At 35.9% G+C, this 19473-nt stretch carries 19 protein-coding genes; 13 read left to right on the forward strand and 6 right to left on the reverse strand.

Going from position 1 to position 19473, the window contains the following annotated elements:
* Window positions 1-2: 2 nt before the first annotated feature.
* Both BW951_RS10940 and BW951_RS10945 read right to left on the reverse strand, forming a co-directional pair.
* Complete coding sequence (locus tag BW951_RS10940; protein ID WP_076392712.1) at window positions 3-305, reverse strand: type II toxin-antitoxin system RelE/ParE family toxin; 303 nt, start codon at window positions 303-305, stop codon at window positions 3-5.
* On the reverse strand, window positions 295-540 hold the full coding sequence (locus tag BW951_RS10945; protein WP_228427538.1) for a DUF2281 domain-containing protein: 246 nt from the start codon (window positions 538-540) through the stop codon (window positions 295-297). The genes BW951_RS10940 and BW951_RS10945 overlap by 11 nt, the downstream gene beginning before the upstream one ends.
* Before the next feature lie 88 nt (window positions 541-628).
* On the opposite strand from BW951_RS10945, the gene BW951_RS10950 reads away from it, so the two are divergent.
* The 9 genes from BW951_RS10950 to recG all read left to right on the forward strand — a co-directional run bounded on the left by BW951_RS10950 (window position 629) and on the right by recG (window position 11209).
* Window positions 629-2284, forward strand: a complete 1656-nt coding sequence (locus BW951_RS10950; protein ID WP_076392716.1) for a peptide MFS transporter — start codon at window positions 629-631, stop codon at window positions 2282-2284.
* A 133-nt stretch (window positions 2285-2417) separates the two neighbouring features.
* Window positions 2418-4172: a peptide MFS transporter gene (locus tag BW951_RS10955; RefSeq protein WP_076392718.1), complete on the forward strand. Its 1755-nt coding sequence runs from the start codon at window positions 2418-2420 to the stop codon at window positions 4170-4172.
* Window positions 4173-4338: 166 nt separating this feature from the next.
* Window positions 4339-4920, forward strand: coding sequence for a Crp/Fnr family transcriptional regulator (locus tag BW951_RS10960; protein ID WP_076392728.1), 582 nt, complete (start codon window positions 4339-4341; stop codon window positions 4918-4920).
* 173 nt (window positions 4921-5093) lie between these two features.
* Window positions 5094-5933, forward strand: coding sequence for an MBL fold metallo-hydrolase (locus BW951_RS10965; protein WP_076392730.1), 840 nt, complete (start codon window positions 5094-5096; stop codon window positions 5931-5933).
* Window positions 5934-5992: 59 nt separating this feature from the next.
* Window positions 5993-6382: a nuclear transport factor 2 family protein gene (locus BW951_RS10970; RefSeq protein WP_076392732.1), complete on the forward strand. Its 390-nt coding sequence runs from the start codon at window positions 5993-5995 to the stop codon at window positions 6380-6382.
* 9 nt (window positions 6383-6391) lie between these two features.
* Window positions 6392-6811, forward strand: coding sequence for a MoaF-related domain-containing protein (locus BW951_RS10975; protein ID WP_228427539.1), 420 nt, complete (start codon window positions 6392-6394; stop codon window positions 6809-6811).
* A 156-nt stretch (window positions 6812-6967) separates the two neighbouring features.
* Entirely contained in the window at window positions 6968-8479 is a 1512-nt protein-coding gene (locus BW951_RS10980; RefSeq protein WP_076392734.1) for a peptide MFS transporter, read from the forward strand.
* A 41-nt stretch (window positions 8480-8520) separates the two neighbouring features.
* Window positions 8521-9054, forward strand: a complete 534-nt coding sequence (locus tag BW951_RS10985; RefSeq protein ID WP_076392736.1) for a thioredoxin family protein — start codon at window positions 8521-8523, stop codon at window positions 9052-9054.
* A 70-nt stretch (window positions 9055-9124) separates the two neighbouring features.
* Window positions 9125-11209, forward strand: coding sequence for an ATP-dependent DNA helicase RecG (gene recG / locus BW951_RS10990; protein WP_076392738.1), 2085 nt, complete (start codon window positions 9125-9127; stop codon window positions 11207-11209).
* Window positions 11210-11784: 575 nt separating this feature from the next.
* On the opposite strand, the gene BW951_RS10995 is transcribed toward recG, so the two are convergent.
* From BW951_RS10995 to dapA, 4 genes are all read right to left on the reverse strand, one after another.
* A complete protein-coding gene (locus tag BW951_RS10995) occupies window positions 11785-12231 on the reverse strand; it encodes a response regulator (RefSeq protein ID WP_076392740.1) in 447 nt (148 codons plus the stop codon).
* Window positions 12228-12806 carry a helix-turn-helix domain-containing protein gene (locus BW951_RS11000; protein ID WP_076392742.1) on the reverse strand — a complete coding sequence of 193 codons (579 nt, stop codon included), beginning with the start codon at window positions 12804-12806 and terminating at the stop codon, window positions 12228-12230. The genes BW951_RS10995 and BW951_RS11000 overlap by 4 nt, the downstream gene beginning before the upstream one ends.
* A gap of 295 nt (window positions 12807-13101) precedes the next feature.
* The gene (locus BW951_RS11005; RefSeq protein WP_076392744.1) at window positions 13102-13599 is read right to left on the reverse strand and encodes a GNAT family N-acetyltransferase; all 498 of its coding nucleotides are present in this window, start codon (window positions 13597-13599) and stop codon (window positions 13102-13104) included.
* A gap of 122 nt (window positions 13600-13721) precedes the next feature.
* Window positions 13722-14594, reverse strand: a complete 873-nt coding sequence (gene dapA, locus BW951_RS11010) for a 4-hydroxy-tetrahydrodipicolinate synthase (RefSeq protein WP_076392746.1) — start codon at window positions 14592-14594, stop codon at window positions 13722-13724.
* 187 nt (window positions 14595-14781) lie between these two features.
* Between dapA and BW951_RS11015 the strand changes: the two genes are divergently transcribed.
* Genes BW951_RS11015 through recO form a run of 4 tightly spaced genes read left to right on the forward strand, consistent with a single transcriptional unit; the run spans window position 14782 to window position 19473 of the window.
* Entirely contained in the window at window positions 14782-15549 is a 768-nt protein-coding gene (locus BW951_RS11015) for a 5'-nucleotidase C-terminal domain-containing protein (RefSeq protein WP_076392748.1), read from the forward strand.
* On the forward strand, window positions 15549-16499 hold the full coding sequence (locus BW951_RS11020) for a bifunctional metallophosphatase/5'-nucleotidase (RefSeq protein WP_076392750.1): 951 nt from the start codon (window positions 15549-15551) through the stop codon (window positions 16497-16499). The genes BW951_RS11015 and BW951_RS11020 overlap by 1 nt, the downstream gene beginning before the upstream one ends.
* A gap of 2 nt (window positions 16500-16501) precedes the next feature.
* Window positions 16502-18787: a type IX secretion system anionic LPS delivery protein PorZ gene (gene porZ / locus BW951_RS11025; protein ID WP_076392752.1), complete on the forward strand. Its 2286-nt coding sequence runs from the start codon at window positions 16502-16504 to the stop codon at window positions 18785-18787.
* A complete protein-coding gene (gene recO, locus BW951_RS11030; RefSeq protein WP_076392754.1) occupies window positions 18787-19473 on the forward strand; it encodes a DNA repair protein RecO in 687 nt (228 codons plus the stop codon). Before porZ ends, recO begins: the two co-directional genes overlap by 1 nt.

Raw genomic sequence — 19473 nt, forward strand, 5'->3', positions numbered from 1 at the left:
TTTTATTTTCTGCCTTCCCATTCCTCAGAATTTCTGGAAGTATGAAAGACAGAATATACTTCAATTAGATTTTTCTCTTCGCTGTAAGAATAATGAATTCCAAAAGGAAATTTTTTGAGAAAAACAATTCGGGTGTCACCATATTTAAGTTCAACAGACAATGGATTTTCCTTTATTAAATCGATTTTATTCCGAAATTCAATAAGAAACCTGTTCCATAATTTTTCATCAATTTTCCTGTACCAATCGTTGATTTCTTTTAAATCCTGCTTTACAAAATGACCGTAAATTAATTTAGTCGCCACTTTCGAGATTATTTAAATAATCATCCATTTCAGACTCAGAAACAAAGCTTTGAGGATTTTCACGTAAATATTCTGCCCTTCTTCCTGTTTCTTCTTTTTGCCATTCAGGAATATGATTAGACTTGCTTTTGAAATGTTTCTGTTTCAAAAAATCAATAAAATCATTCACTTCTTCATAAAAATTTTCAGGAAGTGTTCTGATGTTATCTTCTAAATCTTTTAACGTAATTTCCATTTTCTTCATCTTTATTTCCATCAAAGTTAATAAAATTCGATTATTATTTTTAAAATTCTATATTTGTGAAATTTGAAATTTGTAAACTATGAAGACTAAACATCCTAAAGGATTGCCTTTCCTCTTCTTTACGGAAATGTGGGAGCGTTTCGGGTACTATCTTATCCTCGGAATTTTTGTATTGTATGTTATTGAACCAACCGGCGCAAAAGGCGGTCTCGGACTTCCGGACAAAACTGCAGACGATATTTTCGGAACCTATATTGCTTTGACGTATTTAACTCCTTTTATCGGAGGATTTCTTGCAGACAGAGTTTTAGGATACATCAAATCCATTTATATCGGAGGCGTTCTGATGGCTGCAGGATATATCGGAATGGGGATTTTTAAAGATCTTACTTTATTTTATTCTTCTTTAGCGCTCATTATCATCGGAAACGGTTTCTTTAAACCTACTATTTCTACTTTGCTTGGAAATTTATATTCCGAAGAACCTTATAAAGCCAATAAAGATTCCGGATACAATATTTTTTATATGGGAATCAATATCGGTGCATTTATCTGCAACATTATTGCGGCTTTTATGCGAAACAAATTCGGCTGGGGTGAAGCATTTATCACTGCCGGAGTCGGAATGCTGGTCGGATTAATTATTTTTACCATCGGCAGAAAACATTATATTCATGCTGCTCAGATGAAGCCTGTTCAGGAAGGAGATACCAAACTTTCTGAAATATTAATGAAAGTATTCTTACCGGCAATCATTGCAGGAGCAATCGGCTGGGTTATTCCCGGAAATATATTCGGAAGCGACAATACAGATGCCTTTATTTTTGCCTGCGTTCCTGTCATTTACTTCTATGCTTCCCTTTATTTCAAGGCAAAACCGGACGAAAAATCGTCTATCGGAGCCTTATTATCGGTTTTCCTCATCAGTATGTTCTTTTGGGCAGTTTTCAAACAAAACGGAACCGCTTTAACGAGATGGGCGAATTATTACACCGACAGAAGTGTACCTGCTTCCATGGAAAAACCTTTGGAAAGCATTTACATGGTAGACGGAAAAAGTTATGAAGACAAAGAAGTTCCTGTTTACGACAACCAGTTTCAGTCTCAGAAGGATAAGGACGGAAATACGATAAAAGTTAAGGGAAAAGATGTTTATTTTAAAAATATTTCTCCCGAACAACGTGCAGAACTGGAGAAAAATCCTCAGGCTAAAACCTATCTTTACAATACAGAATTGTTTCAGTCGATCAATCCGTTTTGGGTAATTGCTTTAACGCCGGTTGTGGTTGGTTTCTGGGCATTATTAAGACGAAAAGGAAAAGAGCCGTTAACGCCAACAAAAATTGTTTTGGGACTTTTCATTTCAGGATTATCCTGTTTAGTGATGGTTTTAGCAGTCTGGGCAGGAGATAACGGTGCTGTAAAAGTTTCGCCGTGGTGGCTGGTTGCAAGTTACGGAGTCATTACCGTGGGAGAATTATGTCTTTCACCCATGGGATTATCCTTCGTTTCCAAACTTTCTCCTGCAAGAATTACAGCGTTGATGATGGGCGGATTCTTCCTTGCCAACTCCGTAGGAAACAAACTTTCAGGAATTTTAGCCAGTACATGGTACAATTACGACAATAAAATGAACTACTTTTTAGTGAACTTTGCTTTGCTGATCTTTGCAACCCTTTTAGGTTTATCCATGCTGAAAAGATTAAACAAAATCATGAAAGAAAAAGGGCATTAATCCCTGTTCACAATACAGAAAAGCAAGCTGCGGAATTATTCTGCGGCTTTTTTATTTAAATATAAAATTAAAACCTTGCTGAAAACACAAAAAAAACTATATTTGTCAGTCTTAACAAAAATTAACAATAAAAATGGATAATACTGAAGCATTGAGTCCGAAACCGGATGAATTTGTAGAGAACAAGAATTCCAGACATCCGAAAGGGTTATGGGTTCTTTTCGGAACAGAAATGTGGGAGCGTTTCAACTTTTATGGAATGAGAGCTTTATTAACGCTCTTCATGGTAAATTCCTTATTGATAAAAGAAGCTGATGCAGCAATCATCTATGGTGGATTTTTAGCTTTATGTTATCTTACTCCGCTTTTGGGAGGTTTCATCGCCGACAAATATATCGGTAACAGAAATGCAATTCTTATCGGAGGAACATTAATGGCAATTGGTCAGTTTTTGCTTTTCATCAGTGCTTCAACATTCTCAGGAAGTCTGGACAGTGCAAAAATGTTTATGTGGCTTGCTCTTTTCATCATCATTTTCGGTAACGGATTTTTCAAACCGAATATTTCTTCGATGGTAGGAAGCCTTTATCCGAAACAGGAAAAATCTAAATTAGACTCTGCCTTTACGATTTTCTACATGGGAATTAACATTGGTGCATTCTTAGGGCAGTTTATCTGTCCATACGTAGGAGACGTAAAAGATGCAACAACAGGCGTAAGGGATATTTTTGCCTTTAAGTGGGGATTCCTTGCCGCTTCCATTGCAATGGTAATCGGTACCATTACTTTCTTTATTCTTAAAAACAAATATGTAGTTACTCCGGAAGGAAGACCTATCGGTGGACTTCCGAAAAACAATACAAGTGCAGATTTTGAAGAAGGAGAAACGCAGACTGCTAAATTCTCCGGATCCGCTTTAGGAATTACAGGAGGATTATTTGTTGTTCTTTTCTTTGCTTTCAGATATCTTCTGGTAGGAGAATTCGGATTTAAAGCCGTAGAAATGGGACAGCTTATTAAAGGAATTATTTATCCTTTCATTTATGCAGCAGGGATTTCTCTGGCATTCCTGATCATGAGTTCTGCCGAAAATAAAGTGGAAAGACAGAGAATCTGGGTAATCTATATCGTGTCATTCTTCATTATTTTCTTCTGGGCTGCTTTCGAACAGGCCGGATCTTCATTAACATTTATCGCTGATAATCAAACAGACAGAAATATTTTAGGATGGAATATGCCTCCTTCGATGGTACAGATTTTCAACGGTATTTTCGTTGTTGCTTTGGCAGTTCCTTTCAGTTTGATCTGGGACAAATTAAGAGCAAAAGGAAAAGAGCCGGTTTCCCCGATGAAACAGGCAATGGGATTGGCTTTAATCGCGTTAAGTTACTTCATCATCGCACACAACGTAAAAGATTTAGGAAACTCAGGATTATTGGCAATCAAATGGTTAATGTTACTGTATTTCATCCAGACTTGTGGTGAACTTTGTTTATCTCCTATCGGATTATCATTGGTAGGTAAGCTGGCTCCAAAAAGATTTGCATCCTTATTATACGGAGTATTCTTTATTTCCAATGCTGCAGGTTATGCTTTAGCAGGTTCTTTGGGTGCATTGATTCCTGCAACGGGAGATAAATTCTCTAAGGCACAGGAAATGGGAATTAACCTTCAGGATGTTTTAGATAAAAAAGTAACATTAAATGCTGATCAGGTGGCTGCTTTCGAAAAAGCACAGTTACCGTTGGCAAATCCTACTTTTGCAGGTTTTGAAATCCACAATCTATTTGAATTCTTCATGGTATTCGTTGTTCTTTGTGGTATCGCGGCTGTAATTTTAGCATTAATTTCACCAATCTTAAAGAAAATGATGCACGGTGTAAACTAATCCGCATCAAATAAAATACAATGAAACCTCCGCTGAGCCGGAGGTTTTTTATTTTTATAAATCTCTTAAAAGAATAGTTGATGATCACCAAAGCCAATTGTCATTTTTTAGACCCGAAACCCAAAAATTCCTATATTCACAGTTCAAAAACATTAATGAGAATAGAATGTCAGAAATTTTTAAAAATAATATATCGCAGCACATCACTCTTTCTGAAGAAGAATTAGCAGAATTTTATGGCTTGTTTCAGAAAAAAACAATAAAAAAAAGGCAGTTTTTATTACAAGAAGGTGAAATCTGCAAATTTGAAGGCTTTGTAATAAAAGGACTATTCAAGACCTATCATACTGATTCTGAAGGAATAGAGCAAATCCTTAATTTTGCTACTGAAAACTGGTGGATTACTGATATCGACAGCTTTACCCATGAAAAGCCTTCTCAGCTTAACATAGAAGCACTGGAAGACAGTGAAATTTTAATTATTTCTAAAAGCGATAAAGAATTCGCCTATCAAAACTTACCTAAAATAGAGAAACTCTTCCGCGTCATGACGCAAAAAACACACGTTGCCTTACAACGCAGAATGATTGATAACCTCAGCAAAACCGCAGATAAACGATATACCGATTTTATTGAAAAATATCCACAGCTTTACCAAAGATTAACCAATGTGCAAATCGCTGCATATTTAGGTATAAGTCATGAATTTGTGAGCAGGATTAGAAAAAAAATCGTAAACAAAAAATAATTCAGACTTCATTTATTGAACTTGTTCAATGTTTCAAAGCTTTGGTTTGATGCATCTTTGTACCATTAATAAGACAGTGAGAAAAAATAAAACTTTTACTCAACAAAAGTAAAAAACATGAGTAATCGGAATTATTTCAACAATTTTTTTAACAATTTTATCACTATTCAAAAATGGATATACAAGTACAAAGTTTCAAAACTATTGAAACAAACAATTTTACATTAAAAGTTTATAACGCATCCGAAAACAGCTTTGGTGTTGCATCGGTAATTGTTACCGGTAAAACAGAAGCCGTATTGATCGACGCACAGTTTACGTTGGCAGATGCAGAAAAAGTAGCACAGGAAATTAAAAAAGACGGCAAAAAACTAACCGCAATTTATGTTTCTCACGGAGATCCTGATTTTTATTTCGGCTTGGAGATTTTTAAGAAATATTTTCCGGAAGTTACCGCCTATGCTTCACCGGCAACCATTGAGCACATTAAAAAGACGGCTCAGAAAAAACTGGAAGTCTGGGGTGAAAGATTAGGAAAAAACATCACTTCGAATGTTGTTCTTCCTCAAAATTTAAAAGAAGACTTCATCGAACTGGAAGGCGAAAAACTAGAAATTATTGGATTAGAAGAATTTCCGTCCAGAACTTTCGTCTGGATACCTTCTGTAAAAGCTGCCGTTGGCGGAATCAATGTTTTCGGAACGAGTTTTCACTTATGGATGGCAGATGCACAAACTGCGGAAGCCCGTAAAGAATGGACTTCGGTATTAAACAAAATAGACAATCTGAATCCTGAAATCGTTATTCCGGCTCACGCAAAATCTGAAACGCCGTTTGATATTTCAGCCGTAAAACATACCAGAAACTACATCCAATTTTATGAAGAAGCTCTGAAAACAAACAAAACTTCAGAATCTTTAACAAATGCTTTAAAGAAGGAGTATCCGGATTTAACTTTCGAAACAGCTCTTCAGATCGGTGCAAAAGTGAATACAGGAGAAATGAAATGGTAAAATAAACCATTGTCATTACAATAAAAAACTTTCTAAATCTGAATTAAAAAATCAACAACATGAATAATTTAGAGATCGTAAAAAGCACCTACGAAGGGAAAAATTCAGAAGAAAACGGAAGAAACCTTGTAAAGTATGCTGCCGAAAATATTTCATGGACGGAAGCAAAAGGATTTCCTTACGCAGGAACTTACATCGGGTTGGAAAGCATTACGCAAAATGTTTTCGCCCGATTAGGAAGCGAATGGACAGACTATACATTTACACCGGAAGATTATGTAGCGGGTGAGGATAAGGTGGTTGCTTATGGAACCTATTCCGGCACTTACAACCTTACAGGAAAATCATTTAAAGCAAGAGTTGCTCATATCTGGAAACTGAAGGACGGAAAAATTGTCAGCTTTGAACAGTTTGTAGACAGCCATACCGTAATTCATTCAATGACCTAATTTTATATGATGAAAAAAACAATATTCAGCCTTACTGCAGCAATCATTTTACTTTCCTGCAATCAGAAAAATGAAAATCTTCCACAGCAGAATCTATCAACCAATTCTGATCTTCTCGGAAAAAAAGCAGTGATTACCTTTCCGGAAATGAAAGCAGAGGTAATTTATCACAAAGATTCTACCCTTCACTGGAAAACAACAGATAAAAAAGGAGTGGTGAACGAAGGCGATGAAAAAATGGATTATCAAAAGCTGAGTGAAAATCTGCATTTCTTAAACTGGATAGAAAAAGACGGCTGGACGGTAAGTCAGATAGTCGACACAAAAGCAGGAACCGTAAAAGCATTCTGGAGTTTTGCGGACGAATCGAGCCCAAGAGGAAAGAGAAAATCCCTGTTTGTGGACGGAAAAATTGAGATGGTAAAGTAAGTTCAACCTGAAAGCCTGCAACAAGATTGAAAATTTGTATAGATTAACATCCTTCAGATATAAATTCGAAACAATATTTGAATGCAAAACGTCTTTGGTAATTACTTTTTCCGTTATTTTACAGAAAATTTAATTAAATCTTAATCATATCGACCTATGAGTTTAACTTTAGACGAAATACAAAATTTTAAAGGGAAATATCCAAGGCAGATCTGGAGCCTTTTCTTTTCCGAAATGTGGGAACGCTTCTGCTTCTACGGAATGAGAGGAATGCTTGTCTTTTTCATGATCTCGCAGCTTAATTTTCATGAAAGTGAAGCCAATCTTCAATATGGTGCAACGCAGGCTTTCGTCTATGCTTTTACCTTTATCGGAGGTTTATTTGCAGATAAAATTTTAGGTTTCAGAAAATCTTTGTTTTGGGGTGGGCTTTTAATGATTGTCGGAAGTTTAATTCTTGCAACAGATCCTCATAAGTTTTTCTTTCTGGGAATCGCGTTTACTGTAGTGGGAACAGGCTTCTTTAAACCCAATATCTCATCAATGGTCGGTCAGCTTTATAAACCGAATGATTCAAGAGCTGATGCCGGATTTTCATTGTTCTATGCAGGAATTAACCTTGGAGCATTACTGGGTGGATACTTTTGTATTGCCATCGGAAAAGGAGAGATTTTATCAGATGTAATTCCGGAAATGTTAAGATGGAATATTGCATTCGGATTAGCTGCAGTGGTAATGGTCATCAGTTTAATAAATTTTGTTTTTACCCAGAGAAGCTTAGGAACGATCGGACTTCAGCCGGGACATCCTGAAAATGAGACAAAATCTGCGCCTATTCCAAAATGGCAGGAATACGGAGTGTATGTTTTATCATTACTTTTTGTTCCGATTATCATGGTGATGGTTGCCAAAACAGAATATACGGATTATTTTATGTGGACAATAGGACCGCTTACTTTAATCTATTTATTTTATGAAATGACCAAAGTAACCCCTGCTGAACGAAACAAACTTTGGGCAGCATTGGTGTTCATCCTGTTTTCCATTTTATTCTGGGGAATTTATGAGCAAAGCGGAGGTTCATTAAGCATTTTCGCTGCAAAAAATTTAAATAAAGATTTATTGGGATTGGATCCGAATGGCGTTAACAATTCCGGAGGTGCATTCTTTATTATCTTTTTAGCTCCGTTAATCGGATTGCTCTGGATCTGGATGAATAAAAGAAAAATTGAACCGAATACCATCATTAAATTTGGTCTGGGATTCATCTTCTTAGGTTTAGGATACTATATTTTGTTCGCAACGAGACTTTTTGCCAATCTTCAGGGTATTACTTCCCTTAATTTCTTCACCATCGCATTATTGGTTATCACACTCGGAGAACTATGCCTCTCTCCTATCGGATTATCCATCATGACGAAACTTTCCACGAAAAACCTTCAGGGAATGATGATGGGAATGTGGTTTTTAGCTTCTGCCTACGGACAGTATGTGGCAGGAATTATCGGGGCAGGTTTGGCGACCACCAAAGAAGGTTCTACCAACTATGATGCTTTGATCACTTATACCGATGGATATAAACAATTGGGATTATACGCGGTAATTGCCGGAGTGGTATTAATTTTGATTTCCCCGCTTGTGAAAAAATTAATGCAGGATGTAAAATAAAAATAAGTAAATGCTTACATTTACTTTAAAAATACCAAATCATGAAGAAAATTATAAGTTTAATAGCACTCTTTTTAGTCACTTTCAGTTTTGCGCAGGTAAAATGGATGACCATTGAAGAAGCACTGAAAGCACAAAAAGAAAATCCTAAAAAAATTCTCATCGATTTTTATGCAGACTGGTGCGCTCCGTGTAAGATGATGGATAAAAAAACATACGGACATCAGGTAATTGCTGATATGCTGAATGAAAGTTATTATCCGGTAAAATTCAATGCGGAAGATAAAAAGGAGATCGAAATTTTTGGAAGAAAGTTTTCTAATCCGAATACAGAATATAAGAAAGGAAGAAATTCCTTACACGAATTTACTCAGTATATGAATGTTGCAGCCGTTCCGAGTACGGTTTTTCTGGATGAAAGCGGTAATCCGATCACCATTTTACAGGGAGAATTATCCGCAAAGGAATTAGAACCTTATCTGGAATTTATTTCGAAAGATCTTTTTAAGAAAATCCGTTCGCGGGAGCAGTGGGAAGATTATCAGAAAAAATTTAAATCTAAAATAAAAGAATAAAAACACAGGCTTTCAGCAATGAGAGCCTTTTTTAATTTCTAATTTTTCCCGAAATTCGTGGCTCCTAAAAATGAATTTAGAAACCTCCATAGAATACGTAAAAGGAATCGGTCCGGAAAAAGCCAAACTCATCAAAAGCGTTCTGGGAATTTCCACCGTGGAAGATCTGCTGAACTTCTACCCGCTACGTTATCTGGATAAAAGCAAAGTTCATAAAATTTCGCAGCTTGGAGACGTTTCCACAGACGTGCAACTGAAAGGGAAAATTACCAACGTTCAGGAAATACAGACCGGAAAAACCAAAAGGCTTTCGGCGAAATTCAATGATGATACAGGATCGATGGATCTGGTTTGGTTTCAGTATTCAAAATGGCTGAAAGAACAGCTTCCTGTGAATAAAGAAGTTTTTATTTTCGGGAAAATCAATGTTTTCAACAACCAGTTTTCGATGCCGCATCCCGAAATAGAAATTGAAGAAAAGAAAGATTCCGAAAACCGTTTAAGACCCATTTATCCAAGTTCGGAAAAACTGACCAAAAGAGGACTGAATCAGCGGTTTTTTCAGGTTGTGTTACGAAATGTATGCAAAGAAATCCCGAATCTTATCCATGAGAATTTTCCGGATTATCTGATGAAGGCATTTAAGTTTTTATCAAGGCCGCACACCTATCTCAATATTCATTTTCCGAAGGATATGGAGCATTTTGAGAAAGCCGATTACCGCTTAAAATTTGAAGAATCATTTTTCTTTCAGTTAGGATTCGGGCTGAAAAAGCTTCATCACAAAAGCCATACTGCAGGAAATCCTTTCCCTGTTGTTGGAGATTATTTTAATGATTTTTATGAAAATCATCTTCCGTTTGATTTAACGAGAGCTCAGAAAAGAGTACTCAAAGAAATCCGGATGGATATGAAACGTCCGATCCAGATGAACCGGCTTTTGCAGGGAGATGTAGGTTCCGGAAAAACCATGGTTGCTCTTTTAACGATGCTTATAGCAAAAGACAATGGCTTCCAAAGCTGCATCATGGCTCCTACGGAAATTCTTGCCCAGCAACATTATAACGGAATTAAGGAACTTTTAGAAAAGACGGAAGTTAAAATCCGGCTTTTAACAGGTTCTACAAAAAAATCCGAACGGAATAAAATTCATGAAGAACTGGAAAGCGGCGAACTTTCTATTCTTGTGGGAACTCATGCGGTTTTAGAAGATAAAGTGAAATTTAACAATCTTGGTTTAGCCATCATCGACGAGCAGCATCGGTTTGGTGTGGCACAAAGAGCAAAACTTTGGGCAAAGAATAAAATTCCGCCTCATATTCTGGTCATGACGGCAACGCCGATTCCGAGAACTCTTGCGATGAGTTTTTATTCGGATCTTGATGTCTCGGTTATCGATGAACTTCCTGTTGGAAGAAAGCCCATCATTACCGCTCACAGAAGGGAAAAAGACCGTGCTTATGTTTATAATTTCTGCCGCGAGGAAATCCAGAAAGGACGGCAGGTTTATTTTGTGTATCCTTTAATTGAAGAATCTGAAACATTAGACTACAAAAATCTGATGGAAGGTCTGGAAAATGTGATGGATAATTTCACACATTACAATGTGGCGATGCTCCACGGAAAGATGAAACCGGACGAAAAAGATGCTGCCATGAATTATTTTGCCTCCGGAAAAGCAGAAATTATGGTTGCTACCACCGTAATTGAAGTCGGGGTAAATGTTCCGAATGCCTCGGTTATGGTCATTGAAAGTTCTGAGAGATTCGGGCTTTCCCAGCTTCACCAGCTTCGTGGACGTGTCGGTCGTGGTGCGGAACAGAGCTATTGTATTCTGATGACTTCGGACAAATTGTCTAAAGACAGCAGAACGCGTATTAAAACGATGGTGGAAACCAATGACGGCTTTAAAATTTCTGAGGTTGATATGCAGCTTCGCGGTCCCGGAGATATTTTGGGAACCCAGCAAAGCGGTGTGGTGGATTTTAAAAGACTGGATCTTGTGAATGATGCTGCCATTATTAAGGCAACCAAAAAGACGGTGGAAAAAATACTCGAAGCAGATCCGCTATTATCCAGACTGGAAAATCAGATTATTAAAAACGATTATCTGAGAAATTACAAAGGAAAAAACAAGTGGAGTAAAATCTCCTGAAAACAAAAAACCGCGAAAAGATCTTGTCTTCACGCGGTTCCCCCTTATAAAACTGTTATTTGAAGAAAAATTACTTTACTTCTTTAAAATTCACGTAAGCTTTTCGCTTAATATTTTGTGATGTGGTGTGATGAATATGGTAATGTATATGATGTTTAAGCTTAAAAAATAATGTAAAAAAAACAAAATGAATTAAGTTTCCAATTGCTTATTTATAAAAACTAACTAGGTTTCTGACAAAGGATTTGAAAAATGAAACGATATATATTCCTTTGGCAGCACTGAGTTTTCATGATTGTACCGTTTTGTTTAAAGATCTTCTGCGCTTATAATTGGAAATTATTATAATTCATTTTGTTTAACTAACATTGTGATTTATATAATTTTTTTCAAAAACTGAAACAATTTTCATTCTTCATTTATCGTTTTTTGATATAATAAATCTGTGTTCCAATTTCGGTAATTTCTCAAATGATAATATCCGTATTTCTTTACCCAATTATCACCTTTGTGTGAGTATTACTTTACAAATATAAAACTTTAATTTTAATTCCAAAATAATTTAATCAAATTTTTCACACTTTCATGATAAAATTATTTTTATTGAATCCCGAAGTGTGATATTGCCAGTTTATGGTGATAATTTCACTCACAATCTTCTTCATATCTTTATAATTATCAGGAAGTTTCATTAGAATATTGGCTCCTTTCACCAAAAAATCATCTTCCTCGTCATTTTTAAATTTTTCTGAGTAGATAAGGATCACCATAGTATTAAACTTCACATCGGATTTTATTTCTGACAAAAATTCAGAATTGTCTTTTTCAAGAATACTCTTATTGATCCATACCATTTCAGGAACCAAAATATCTTCTTCACCCAACAAATCCATGACACATTTTACATTGTGGAAAGTATTTGTTGTAATGGCTATTTTTGAATCCGTAAATATATTCTCAAAAAAAATTCGCTTTCCTTCGTCGTCTTCTATAAGAAACACATTCAGATAATCTTTGGTCATACAGCCTTCAAATATTGTCCGTTGGTATGAGATAATTTTCTCCTCAGCGAAATAATTTTCTGGAACTGAGAAGGCGTCATTCCCGTCGTATTTTTAAACTGTGTGCTGAGATGTGCTACACTTGAATAATTTAAACGGTAAGCAATCTCCGTAAAACTGAGCTTCTTACTGATAATCAGTTCTTTTGCAAACTCTATTTTGCGGATAATAAGAAAATTCTCAATGGAAGTATGCGTAATCTCCGAGAACAGATTCGAAAGATATCCGTAGCTGTGATTGAGTTTTTCGGCAATGTAAATGGAGGCTTTTACAGAAATTCCTTCTTCGGAAGAAATAAGTTCTACAATGGCATCTTTAATTTTCTGCACCAATGCAGCTTTTTGATTTTCAATTATTTCTATTCCGTAGTCTTCAAGGTTTCTTTTAAAATTTTTGTGCTGCTCCTGGGTAAGAGATTCATAGAACTCTACTTCACCGAAGTTCAAAAGCCTGTATTTAAGACCTTGCTCCCGAAGTTTCTCGTCCAGTATCTTTTTGCAGAGGGTATTGAAGTCAAATTTTACATACATTTTCATCTTTGATATATCCTTTAATGTTTCATTGTAAATATAAAAATTTTATTTCAATTAAAAGTGAAATAATAAAAATCTGCTATTTTTTGCATAAATAAAAAACTCCTGCATTAATAAATACAGGAATTTAAACACTAAGGATGAAAAAAAATATACTGATAAAAAGCCAATAAAGCTTAGCACCAAGCATATGAATGTACTGTTATAGTTGATTTGGTACAGCAAAGATGCGGAAAATAAATAAATCACGTTTTATAGAATTATGTTTAAGATTTATAAAATTCCAATCTGTGGTGTCTTAAAAGACAAATTCCATCAGATAATCATCCATTACAAAACCGTCTCCTATATCCAGAACCACCTCATCATATACTTTAAATCCCTGAGATTCGTAGAAATTTTTAGCGTTATTTTCCTTATTCACATTCAGAATAATTCTTTTATCATTACTCTCAGAAATTTTCTGCTTTAAAAAGTTCAGGGCTTCTTTTCCAAAACCTTTCCCCTTACTTTCCGGAACCAGATAGATTCTGTGGAGCTTCGTTGTGGCATCTTCGTAACCGTTTTCATATCCCATAAAGCCTTCAAAGGAATTATTATTTTCATCAAAAATTAAAAAATAATGATAATCCGGATTCTTTAAATGTGATGAAATTTCTTCTTCCGAATACATTTTCCCTAACATATAATCAATCTGTTCATGGGAGATAATTCCCGAATATGTACTTTCCCAGGATCTTCTTGCCAAGTCTTGAATCATCGGAATATCTTGTTCAGTAGCTTCTATTAATTTCATTTAATTAAATTTTAAAAATTGAAAAAGGTGAAAGAACCGATTCTTTCACCTGATATTTTGGAATGCTTTAAAATGTTACTGTGAATTCACCATTCATTATAAAGCAGATTAATAACTTTCTTTTAAATGTTTGCCATTTCAGCTTTAATTTTAGCATGAAGCCCTTCTGAAGCCGCGATCAACGGAAGTCTCAGATAGTTTTTGATGATTCCCATTTCTGCCAGAATCACTTTAATTCCGCAAGGATTCCCCTCAGCAAAAATCAGTCTTGTGATCTCAACCAACTTGTTATGGATTTCATAGGCTTCATCCACTTTTTTATCAAAAGCCAACTGAACCATGGTAGAAAATTCTTTAGGATACGCCTGTCCGATCACAGAAATTACCCCTGCTCCACCTGCTAAAGTTACAGGAAGTGTATATTCATCATCCCCAGAAACCAGATTGAAACCTTCCGGCTTCTTTCTTAAAATATCGAAGTACTGAAGAATATTCGGAGCCGCTTCTTTAATCAGGAATAAATTAGGGAACTCTCTTGCCAAACGCAGCGTTGTTTCTGCCTCTACATTTTGTCCTGTTCTCGAAGGGACGTTGTAGATAATAATATTTTTCCCGGTTGAAGCCAACATTTTATAATGCTGATAAAGCCCTTCCTGATTGGGTTTGTTGTAATAAGGAGAAACAGAAAGCACAGCAGTAAATTCAGAAAGATCTGCTTCTTCAATCTGTTTCTTTACTTCAAGAGTATTGTTTCCGCCGATTCCCAAAACCAAAGGAACACGTTTATTACTAACCTTAATGATATGCTCAATTACCTGTTTCTTTTCCTCAGCAGAAAGCGTTGCAGCCTCCGCTGTAGTTCCCAAAACAACTAAATAACCGGTTCCGTTTTCGATATTGTAGTCTACCAACTTTGTTAAACTATCGAAATCTACGGATAAATCTTCATTAAAGGGCGTTACCAAAGCAACACCTACTCCTTTTAAAATGCTCATCTGTTAGAATTATTTTTGCCAAATTTAATCATTTGTGAGAAGAATTTCTAATAATTAATAATGTTTTATTATACATATAATTATATTTGCATATACTAAAAGATATAATGGAGTTATCAGCTAAATTGTTTATCAATATACAATAGAATGATAATTACCAATACCTTAATAATATAATTGTTGACGTATGAAAAATAAATTCTTGTTATTAGGAATTGCTCTGACTGCCCTTTCGGCTTGTAAGACGGCTTCTTCGGCTTCTTCCATGCAGATTGCAGAGGTAAAGACCCAGAAAAATATTTCTATTAATAATGAGCTAAAAAATGATGAGGAATTTGTAAAAATTATCGAACCTTATAAGCAAAAACTGGATAAAGAGATGAACCAAAAGATCTCTCATACCAATATAGACCTTACCAAACAGGGAGATAACAGTAATTTAGGAAATCTTTTAGCAGATTATACTTTTGACGGAGCAGATGTTTGGGCAAAGAAAAATATACAGAAAAATGTAGATGCAGCCCTCATTAACATCGGAGGAATCCGTACCACGATCGGGAAAGGAGATATTTTACTGAAAAGTGTATTTGAAGTAATGCCTTTTGAAAATGAAGTGATTATCGTAAAAATGAAAGGCAGCGATCTTCAGGGACTTTTCGATTATTATGCAGAACATCAGGTAAACAATCCTGTTTCTCATTTGTATATAGAAACCAATAACGGACAGCTAACCAAAACTTTAATCAACGGAAAGACAGTAAATCCGGAACAGGATTATTATATTGCCACTTCAGATTATCTGGCTTTGGGAGGCGACAATATGAAATTTTTCTCGAAAGGGGAAATGATCCCGACAGGAATTAAATTAAGAGATCTTTTCATCGATTATTTTAAGAAAACTCCTGAAGTGGTTCCCAATACAGATGTTCGTCTAAATTTTATCGGTAAAAAGTAATGGATAGAAAAAGTTTTTTAAAAGCAATAGGTGGCGGAACTTTAGCAATGGCTTTAGCTCCCAATATGATGATGGCGGAAGAATTAAACATTCTTGATTTAAAGTCCGCAACGAAACTTACTATTCTTCACACCAACGATCAGCACAGCAGAATAGAGCCTTTTGACGCAAGCTATACCAAAAATCCCAATCAGGGAGGTTTTGCAAGAAGGGCAAGTTTAATACAACAAATCAGAAATCAGGAAAGCAATGTTTTGCTTCTGGATTCCGGAGATATTTTTCAGGGAACTCCTTATTTCAACTTTTTCGGAGGTGAATTGGAGTTTAAATTAATGTCCATGATGAAATATGATGCTTCCACCATGGGAAATCATGATTTTGATAATGGTCTGAACGGATTTTTGAAAGTTTTACCCAATGCAAAATTCCCTTTTATCTGTTCAAATTACGATTTTAAAAATACCGTTCTGGACGGAAAAACGTCTCCATACAAAATATTCAATAAAAACGGAATCAAAGTTGGAATTTTCGGAGTGGGAATTCAACTCGACGGGCTCGTTGGCAAAAAACAATATGGAGAAACGGTTTACTCCGATCCTGTAGATGTTGCCCAACATTATTCAAACTTCCTGAAAAATGAACAAAAATGTGATCTTGTTATCTGCCTTTCACACATCGGCTACGATTATAAAGACGAACCTAATAAAATAAGTGATAAAATTTTAGCTGCCAAAACAGAAAATATTGATATTATTCTGGGCGGTCATACCCATACTTTCTTACCGGAACCACAGACTTTTACCAACAGAGCAGACAAAAGTGTTCTGGTAAATCAGGTCGGATGGGCAGGTCTTCTGTTGGGCAGAATAGATTTCTTTTTTGATACTAATAAAAATGTAAAACATATTTCCTGGAACAATCAGGTAATAGACAGCAGTATAATAGCATAAGCATGAAAAAACTCTCTTTAATCTCTCTTGGTATTTTAGCATCCCTGCAAGTTGCACATGCACAGACTATTTCTTCAAAAAAATGGGCAGACTTATTCTCCTACAATAATGTTCTTGCCATGAAAGAAGATAACGGAAAAATAGTTGCAGCAGCAGAAAGCGGGGTTTTCTACTATACCATTTCTACTGGTGAAATTACCAAACTGTCTAAAGCAAACGGTTTGCATGAGGTTAAAGTTTCAGCTTTTGATTACAATCCGCAGAACAAAATCGGTTTGATAGGTTATCAAAACGGCTCGCTGGACGTCATAACTCCGGATGGAATTACTTATGTTGTTGATATTCCTATTGCGACCGGATATAACGGAAGCAAAAAAATCAACCATATCTCAATTACAGGAGATCTTGCTGTTATTTCTGTAGGTTACGGTGTTTCAATATTCGATCTGAAGAAGAAAGAATTTAAAGATTCTGCATTCTTTTTATCAGGAGGAATTTATCAGGCAAGTAATGAAGCCACTATTTTTGGAAATAAAGTGTTTTCTGTAACCAACACCGGTCTTAGAAGCCATGAGATGAATACTACTTTCCCTGTTTTTTCTACCTGGACTACGGAATTAGCGGGTACATTCAAGCATATCGATTCCGAAGGGGTGCTGAGCTTTTCTTCAGCTAATACAGCCTATGTATATAATGGAGGAGCTTTCACTCCGCTTTCACAATCATTTACCAATGTTCATGATGTCGTAGTAACTAATAACAGTATTGTAGTTACGGATCTCAGCAGAGTGTATACATTCGGAACCAACGGAAACTTTAACGCAAACGTAACTTTTGGTGAGGAATGTAACACTGCAACCACTGTAGGAAGCAGTGTTTATGGCGGAACAATTTTTTCAGGAATTAAAAACGAGGGGGGAAATACCTTCAAACCGGATGGTCCTTATCAGAATTATGCTTATAAAATCAGTCTTTACGGAGAAAATCAGATTTTGGTTTCTACCGGAGGAAGAGAAAGCAGATTCAATACCCCTATTTTCAATATAAAAAATCCCGGATTTTATTATTTTGACGGGATGAGCTGGATCTATCCGTCCTATTTTAAAGGAAATTCAACCGTATTCAATGTATTGGATGTTGTTGCAGATCCTGTAAATCCAACTGATGTATTTTTTGCAAACTACATGACGGATGGATCACGCGGAATTTATAAAATGAAATACAATGCAGGAAACAAGGATTTTACTTTCGTCAAAAGGTATGATTTAGGAACTACTAATATCTTCACAAGACGTGCTGTAGGTTTGACTTTTGATGATTCGAACAACCTTTTTGCTTCTATAGCTTTCTCCGGTGACGGTGCTGCACTTGGACCTTATACAGCAATCGGTGCATACGACAGGACAGGAGATGATTTTGTCATAAAAAATACCACTTCTCAATTTGGAGCTTCCCAAAAGGCTCTTTACAGCGAAGGGCTTCTTTTTATTCCTACTCCACGAACTAATAATTTTATAGCTTACGATACAAAGAAAACGCAAAGCACTTCTGACGATACTGCCTATATTTTAACACAACCTAACGGCTTCGCAACAACTTCCGGTGGAACGCTTTCTGTAGCTGTCGATAAATCCGGAGATGCATGGATCGGTACGGATGCCGGACTAAGAGTTTTGCCAAATGCTGTTTCTGCTATAAAAACACCCTCTTCCGCAACAGTTGAGCCAATTATTATAGAACAGAACGGATTGGGTGAAGAGCTTTTCAGAGACGGGCAGATTTTACAGATTGAGGTGGATGCAGGAGACCACAAGTGGGTTTCTGTTGATGGTGGTGGAGTTTATTATCTTTCTGCAGACGGACAACAGACCATTAAACATTTTACCAAAGAAAACTCTCCGCTTCCGACGAATACCATTACCGATATAAAGGTTGATAAAAAAACAGGAAAAGTATATTTTGTTTCTTACGACGGAATTGTAACGTATCAGGGTGATGTTGCCGATGTAACATCAAACTTCGGCAATGTACTTGTTTACCCGAATCCTGTAGTGTATTCTAATTTTAAAGGAAAGGTTACGATTAAAGGATTGGCAGAAGTCACCAATATCCGAATTGCGGATGCTGCAGGAAACGTTGTGCATTCTGCGGTGGCAAGAGGAGGATACTACGAGTGGGATCTCAATAACCAGAGAGGAACAAGAGTAGCTTCGGGAGTATATTTCGTATTAATGACCAATGAAGACGGCTCCGACAAAGCTACGGCGAAGATCGCTGTCGTAAATTAATGAATTCACAGAACGGATTTTTATTATCCTATATAAAATATGGCGAAAATGATGCAGTACTGCACTGTTTCACCGAAGAAGACGGGTTTCAGTCTTATTTTCTGAAAGGAATTTATGCCAAAAAAAATAAGAAAAAAGCCCTTCTTCTGCCGTTAAGCAAACTCAATTTCTCTGTAAATCCTGTAAAAGGAAACGGGATCCAGACGATTTCAAAATTTGAAATGATTAAAAGCAACGATATTTATACGGATATTCGTTGTAATACGGTTGTGTTTTTTATTTCAGATTTTTTAAATCAGAATTTAAGATATGAAAACAAAAATCATCATATTTTTTTCTGTCTTGAAGAATTTACGGATGAGCTGGAAAGCCGCAACTATCAGTCGCATCTTATTTTTTTAATTAAAATTCTAAAAATTCAGGGCGTTGCACCATTATTGAACGAAGGGAAATTTCTTGATCCTGAAACCGGAACTTTTACCTATGAAATAATGCACCAACTGTTTACAGAAGAAGTTTCAGCCATCTGGAAAAGAATTCTTTCTGCTGAAAATCCTTACGGCATTAAAATACATTCCAATTTCAGGAAAGACTTTTTAGATAGCTTACTTTTATATTATCATTACCATATCACCGATTTTAAAATTCCGGCTTCTCTGGAAGTTATTCAGCAGATATTTGAATAA

Source organism: Chryseobacterium gambrini (assembly GCF_900156825.1).
Lineage (GTDB): Bacteria > Bacteroidota > Bacteroidia > Flavobacteriales > Weeksellaceae > Chryseobacterium > Chryseobacterium gambrini.

What these genes read in the sequence shown, in the direction of transcription:
- BW951_RS10955 (WP_076392718.1), top strand. Translation starts at nt 2,418, where the DNA reads ATGGATAATACTGAAGCATTGAGTCCGAAACCGGATGAATTTGTAGAG.
- BW951_RS10985 (WP_076392736.1), top strand. Translation starts at nt 8,521, where the DNA reads ATGAAGAAAATTATAAGTTTAATAGCACTCTTTTTAGTCACTTTCAGT.
- BW951_RS11000 (WP_076392742.1), bottom strand. Translation starts at nt 12,806, where the DNA reads ATGAAAATGTATGTAAAATTTGACTTCAATACCCTCTGCAAAAAGATA.
- BW951_RS11020 (WP_076392750.1), top strand. Translation starts at nt 15,549, where the DNA reads ATGGATAGAAAAAGTTTTTTAAAAGCAATAGGTGGCGGAACTTTAGCA.
- BW951_RS10975 (WP_228427539.1), top strand. Translation starts at nt 6,392, where the DNA reads ATGAAAAAAACAATATTCAGCCTTACTGCAGCAATCATTTTACTTTCC.
- BW951_RS10970 (WP_076392732.1), top strand. Translation starts at nt 5,993, where the DNA reads ATGAATAATTTAGAGATCGTAAAAAGCACCTACGAAGGGAAAAATTCA.
- recG (WP_076392738.1), top strand. Translation starts at nt 9,125, where the DNA reads ATGAATTTAGAAACCTCCATAGAATACGTAAAAGGAATCGGTCCGGAA.
- porZ (WP_076392752.1), top strand. Translation starts at nt 16,502, where the DNA reads ATGAAAAAACTCTCTTTAATCTCTCTTGGTATTTTAGCATCCCTGCAA.
- BW951_RS11015 (WP_076392748.1), top strand. Translation starts at nt 14,782, where the DNA reads ATGAAAAATAAATTCTTGTTATTAGGAATTGCTCTGACTGCCCTTTCG.
- BW951_RS10950 (WP_076392716.1), top strand. Translation starts at nt 629, where the DNA reads ATGAAGACTAAACATCCTAAAGGATTGCCTTTCCTCTTCTTTACGGAA.
- BW951_RS10960 (WP_076392728.1), top strand. Translation starts at nt 4,339, where the DNA reads ATGTCAGAAATTTTTAAAAATAATATATCGCAGCACATCACTCTTTCT.
- recO (WP_076392754.1), top strand. Translation starts at nt 18,787, where the DNA reads ATGAATTCACAGAACGGATTTTTATTATCCTATATAAAATATGGCGAA.
- BW951_RS10945 (WP_228427538.1), bottom strand. Translation starts at nt 540, where the DNA reads ATGGAAATTACGTTAAAAGATTTAGAAGATAACATCAGAACACTTCCT.
- BW951_RS10995 (WP_076392740.1), bottom strand. Translation starts at nt 12,231, where the DNA reads ATGACCAAAGATTATCTGAATGTGTTTCTTATAGAAGACGACGAAGGA.
- BW951_RS11005 (WP_076392744.1), bottom strand. Translation starts at nt 13,599, where the DNA reads ATGAAATTAATAGAAGCTACTGAACAAGATATTCCGATGATTCAAGAC.
- dapA (WP_076392746.1), bottom strand. Translation starts at nt 14,594, where the DNA reads ATGAGCATTTTAAAAGGAGTAGGTGTTGCTTTGGTAACGCCCTTTAAT.
- BW951_RS10965 (WP_076392730.1), top strand. Translation starts at nt 5,094, where the DNA reads ATGGATATACAAGTACAAAGTTTCAAAACTATTGAAACAAACAATTTT.
- BW951_RS10980 (WP_076392734.1), top strand. Translation starts at nt 6,968, where the DNA reads ATGAGTTTAACTTTAGACGAAATACAAAATTTTAAAGGGAAATATCCA.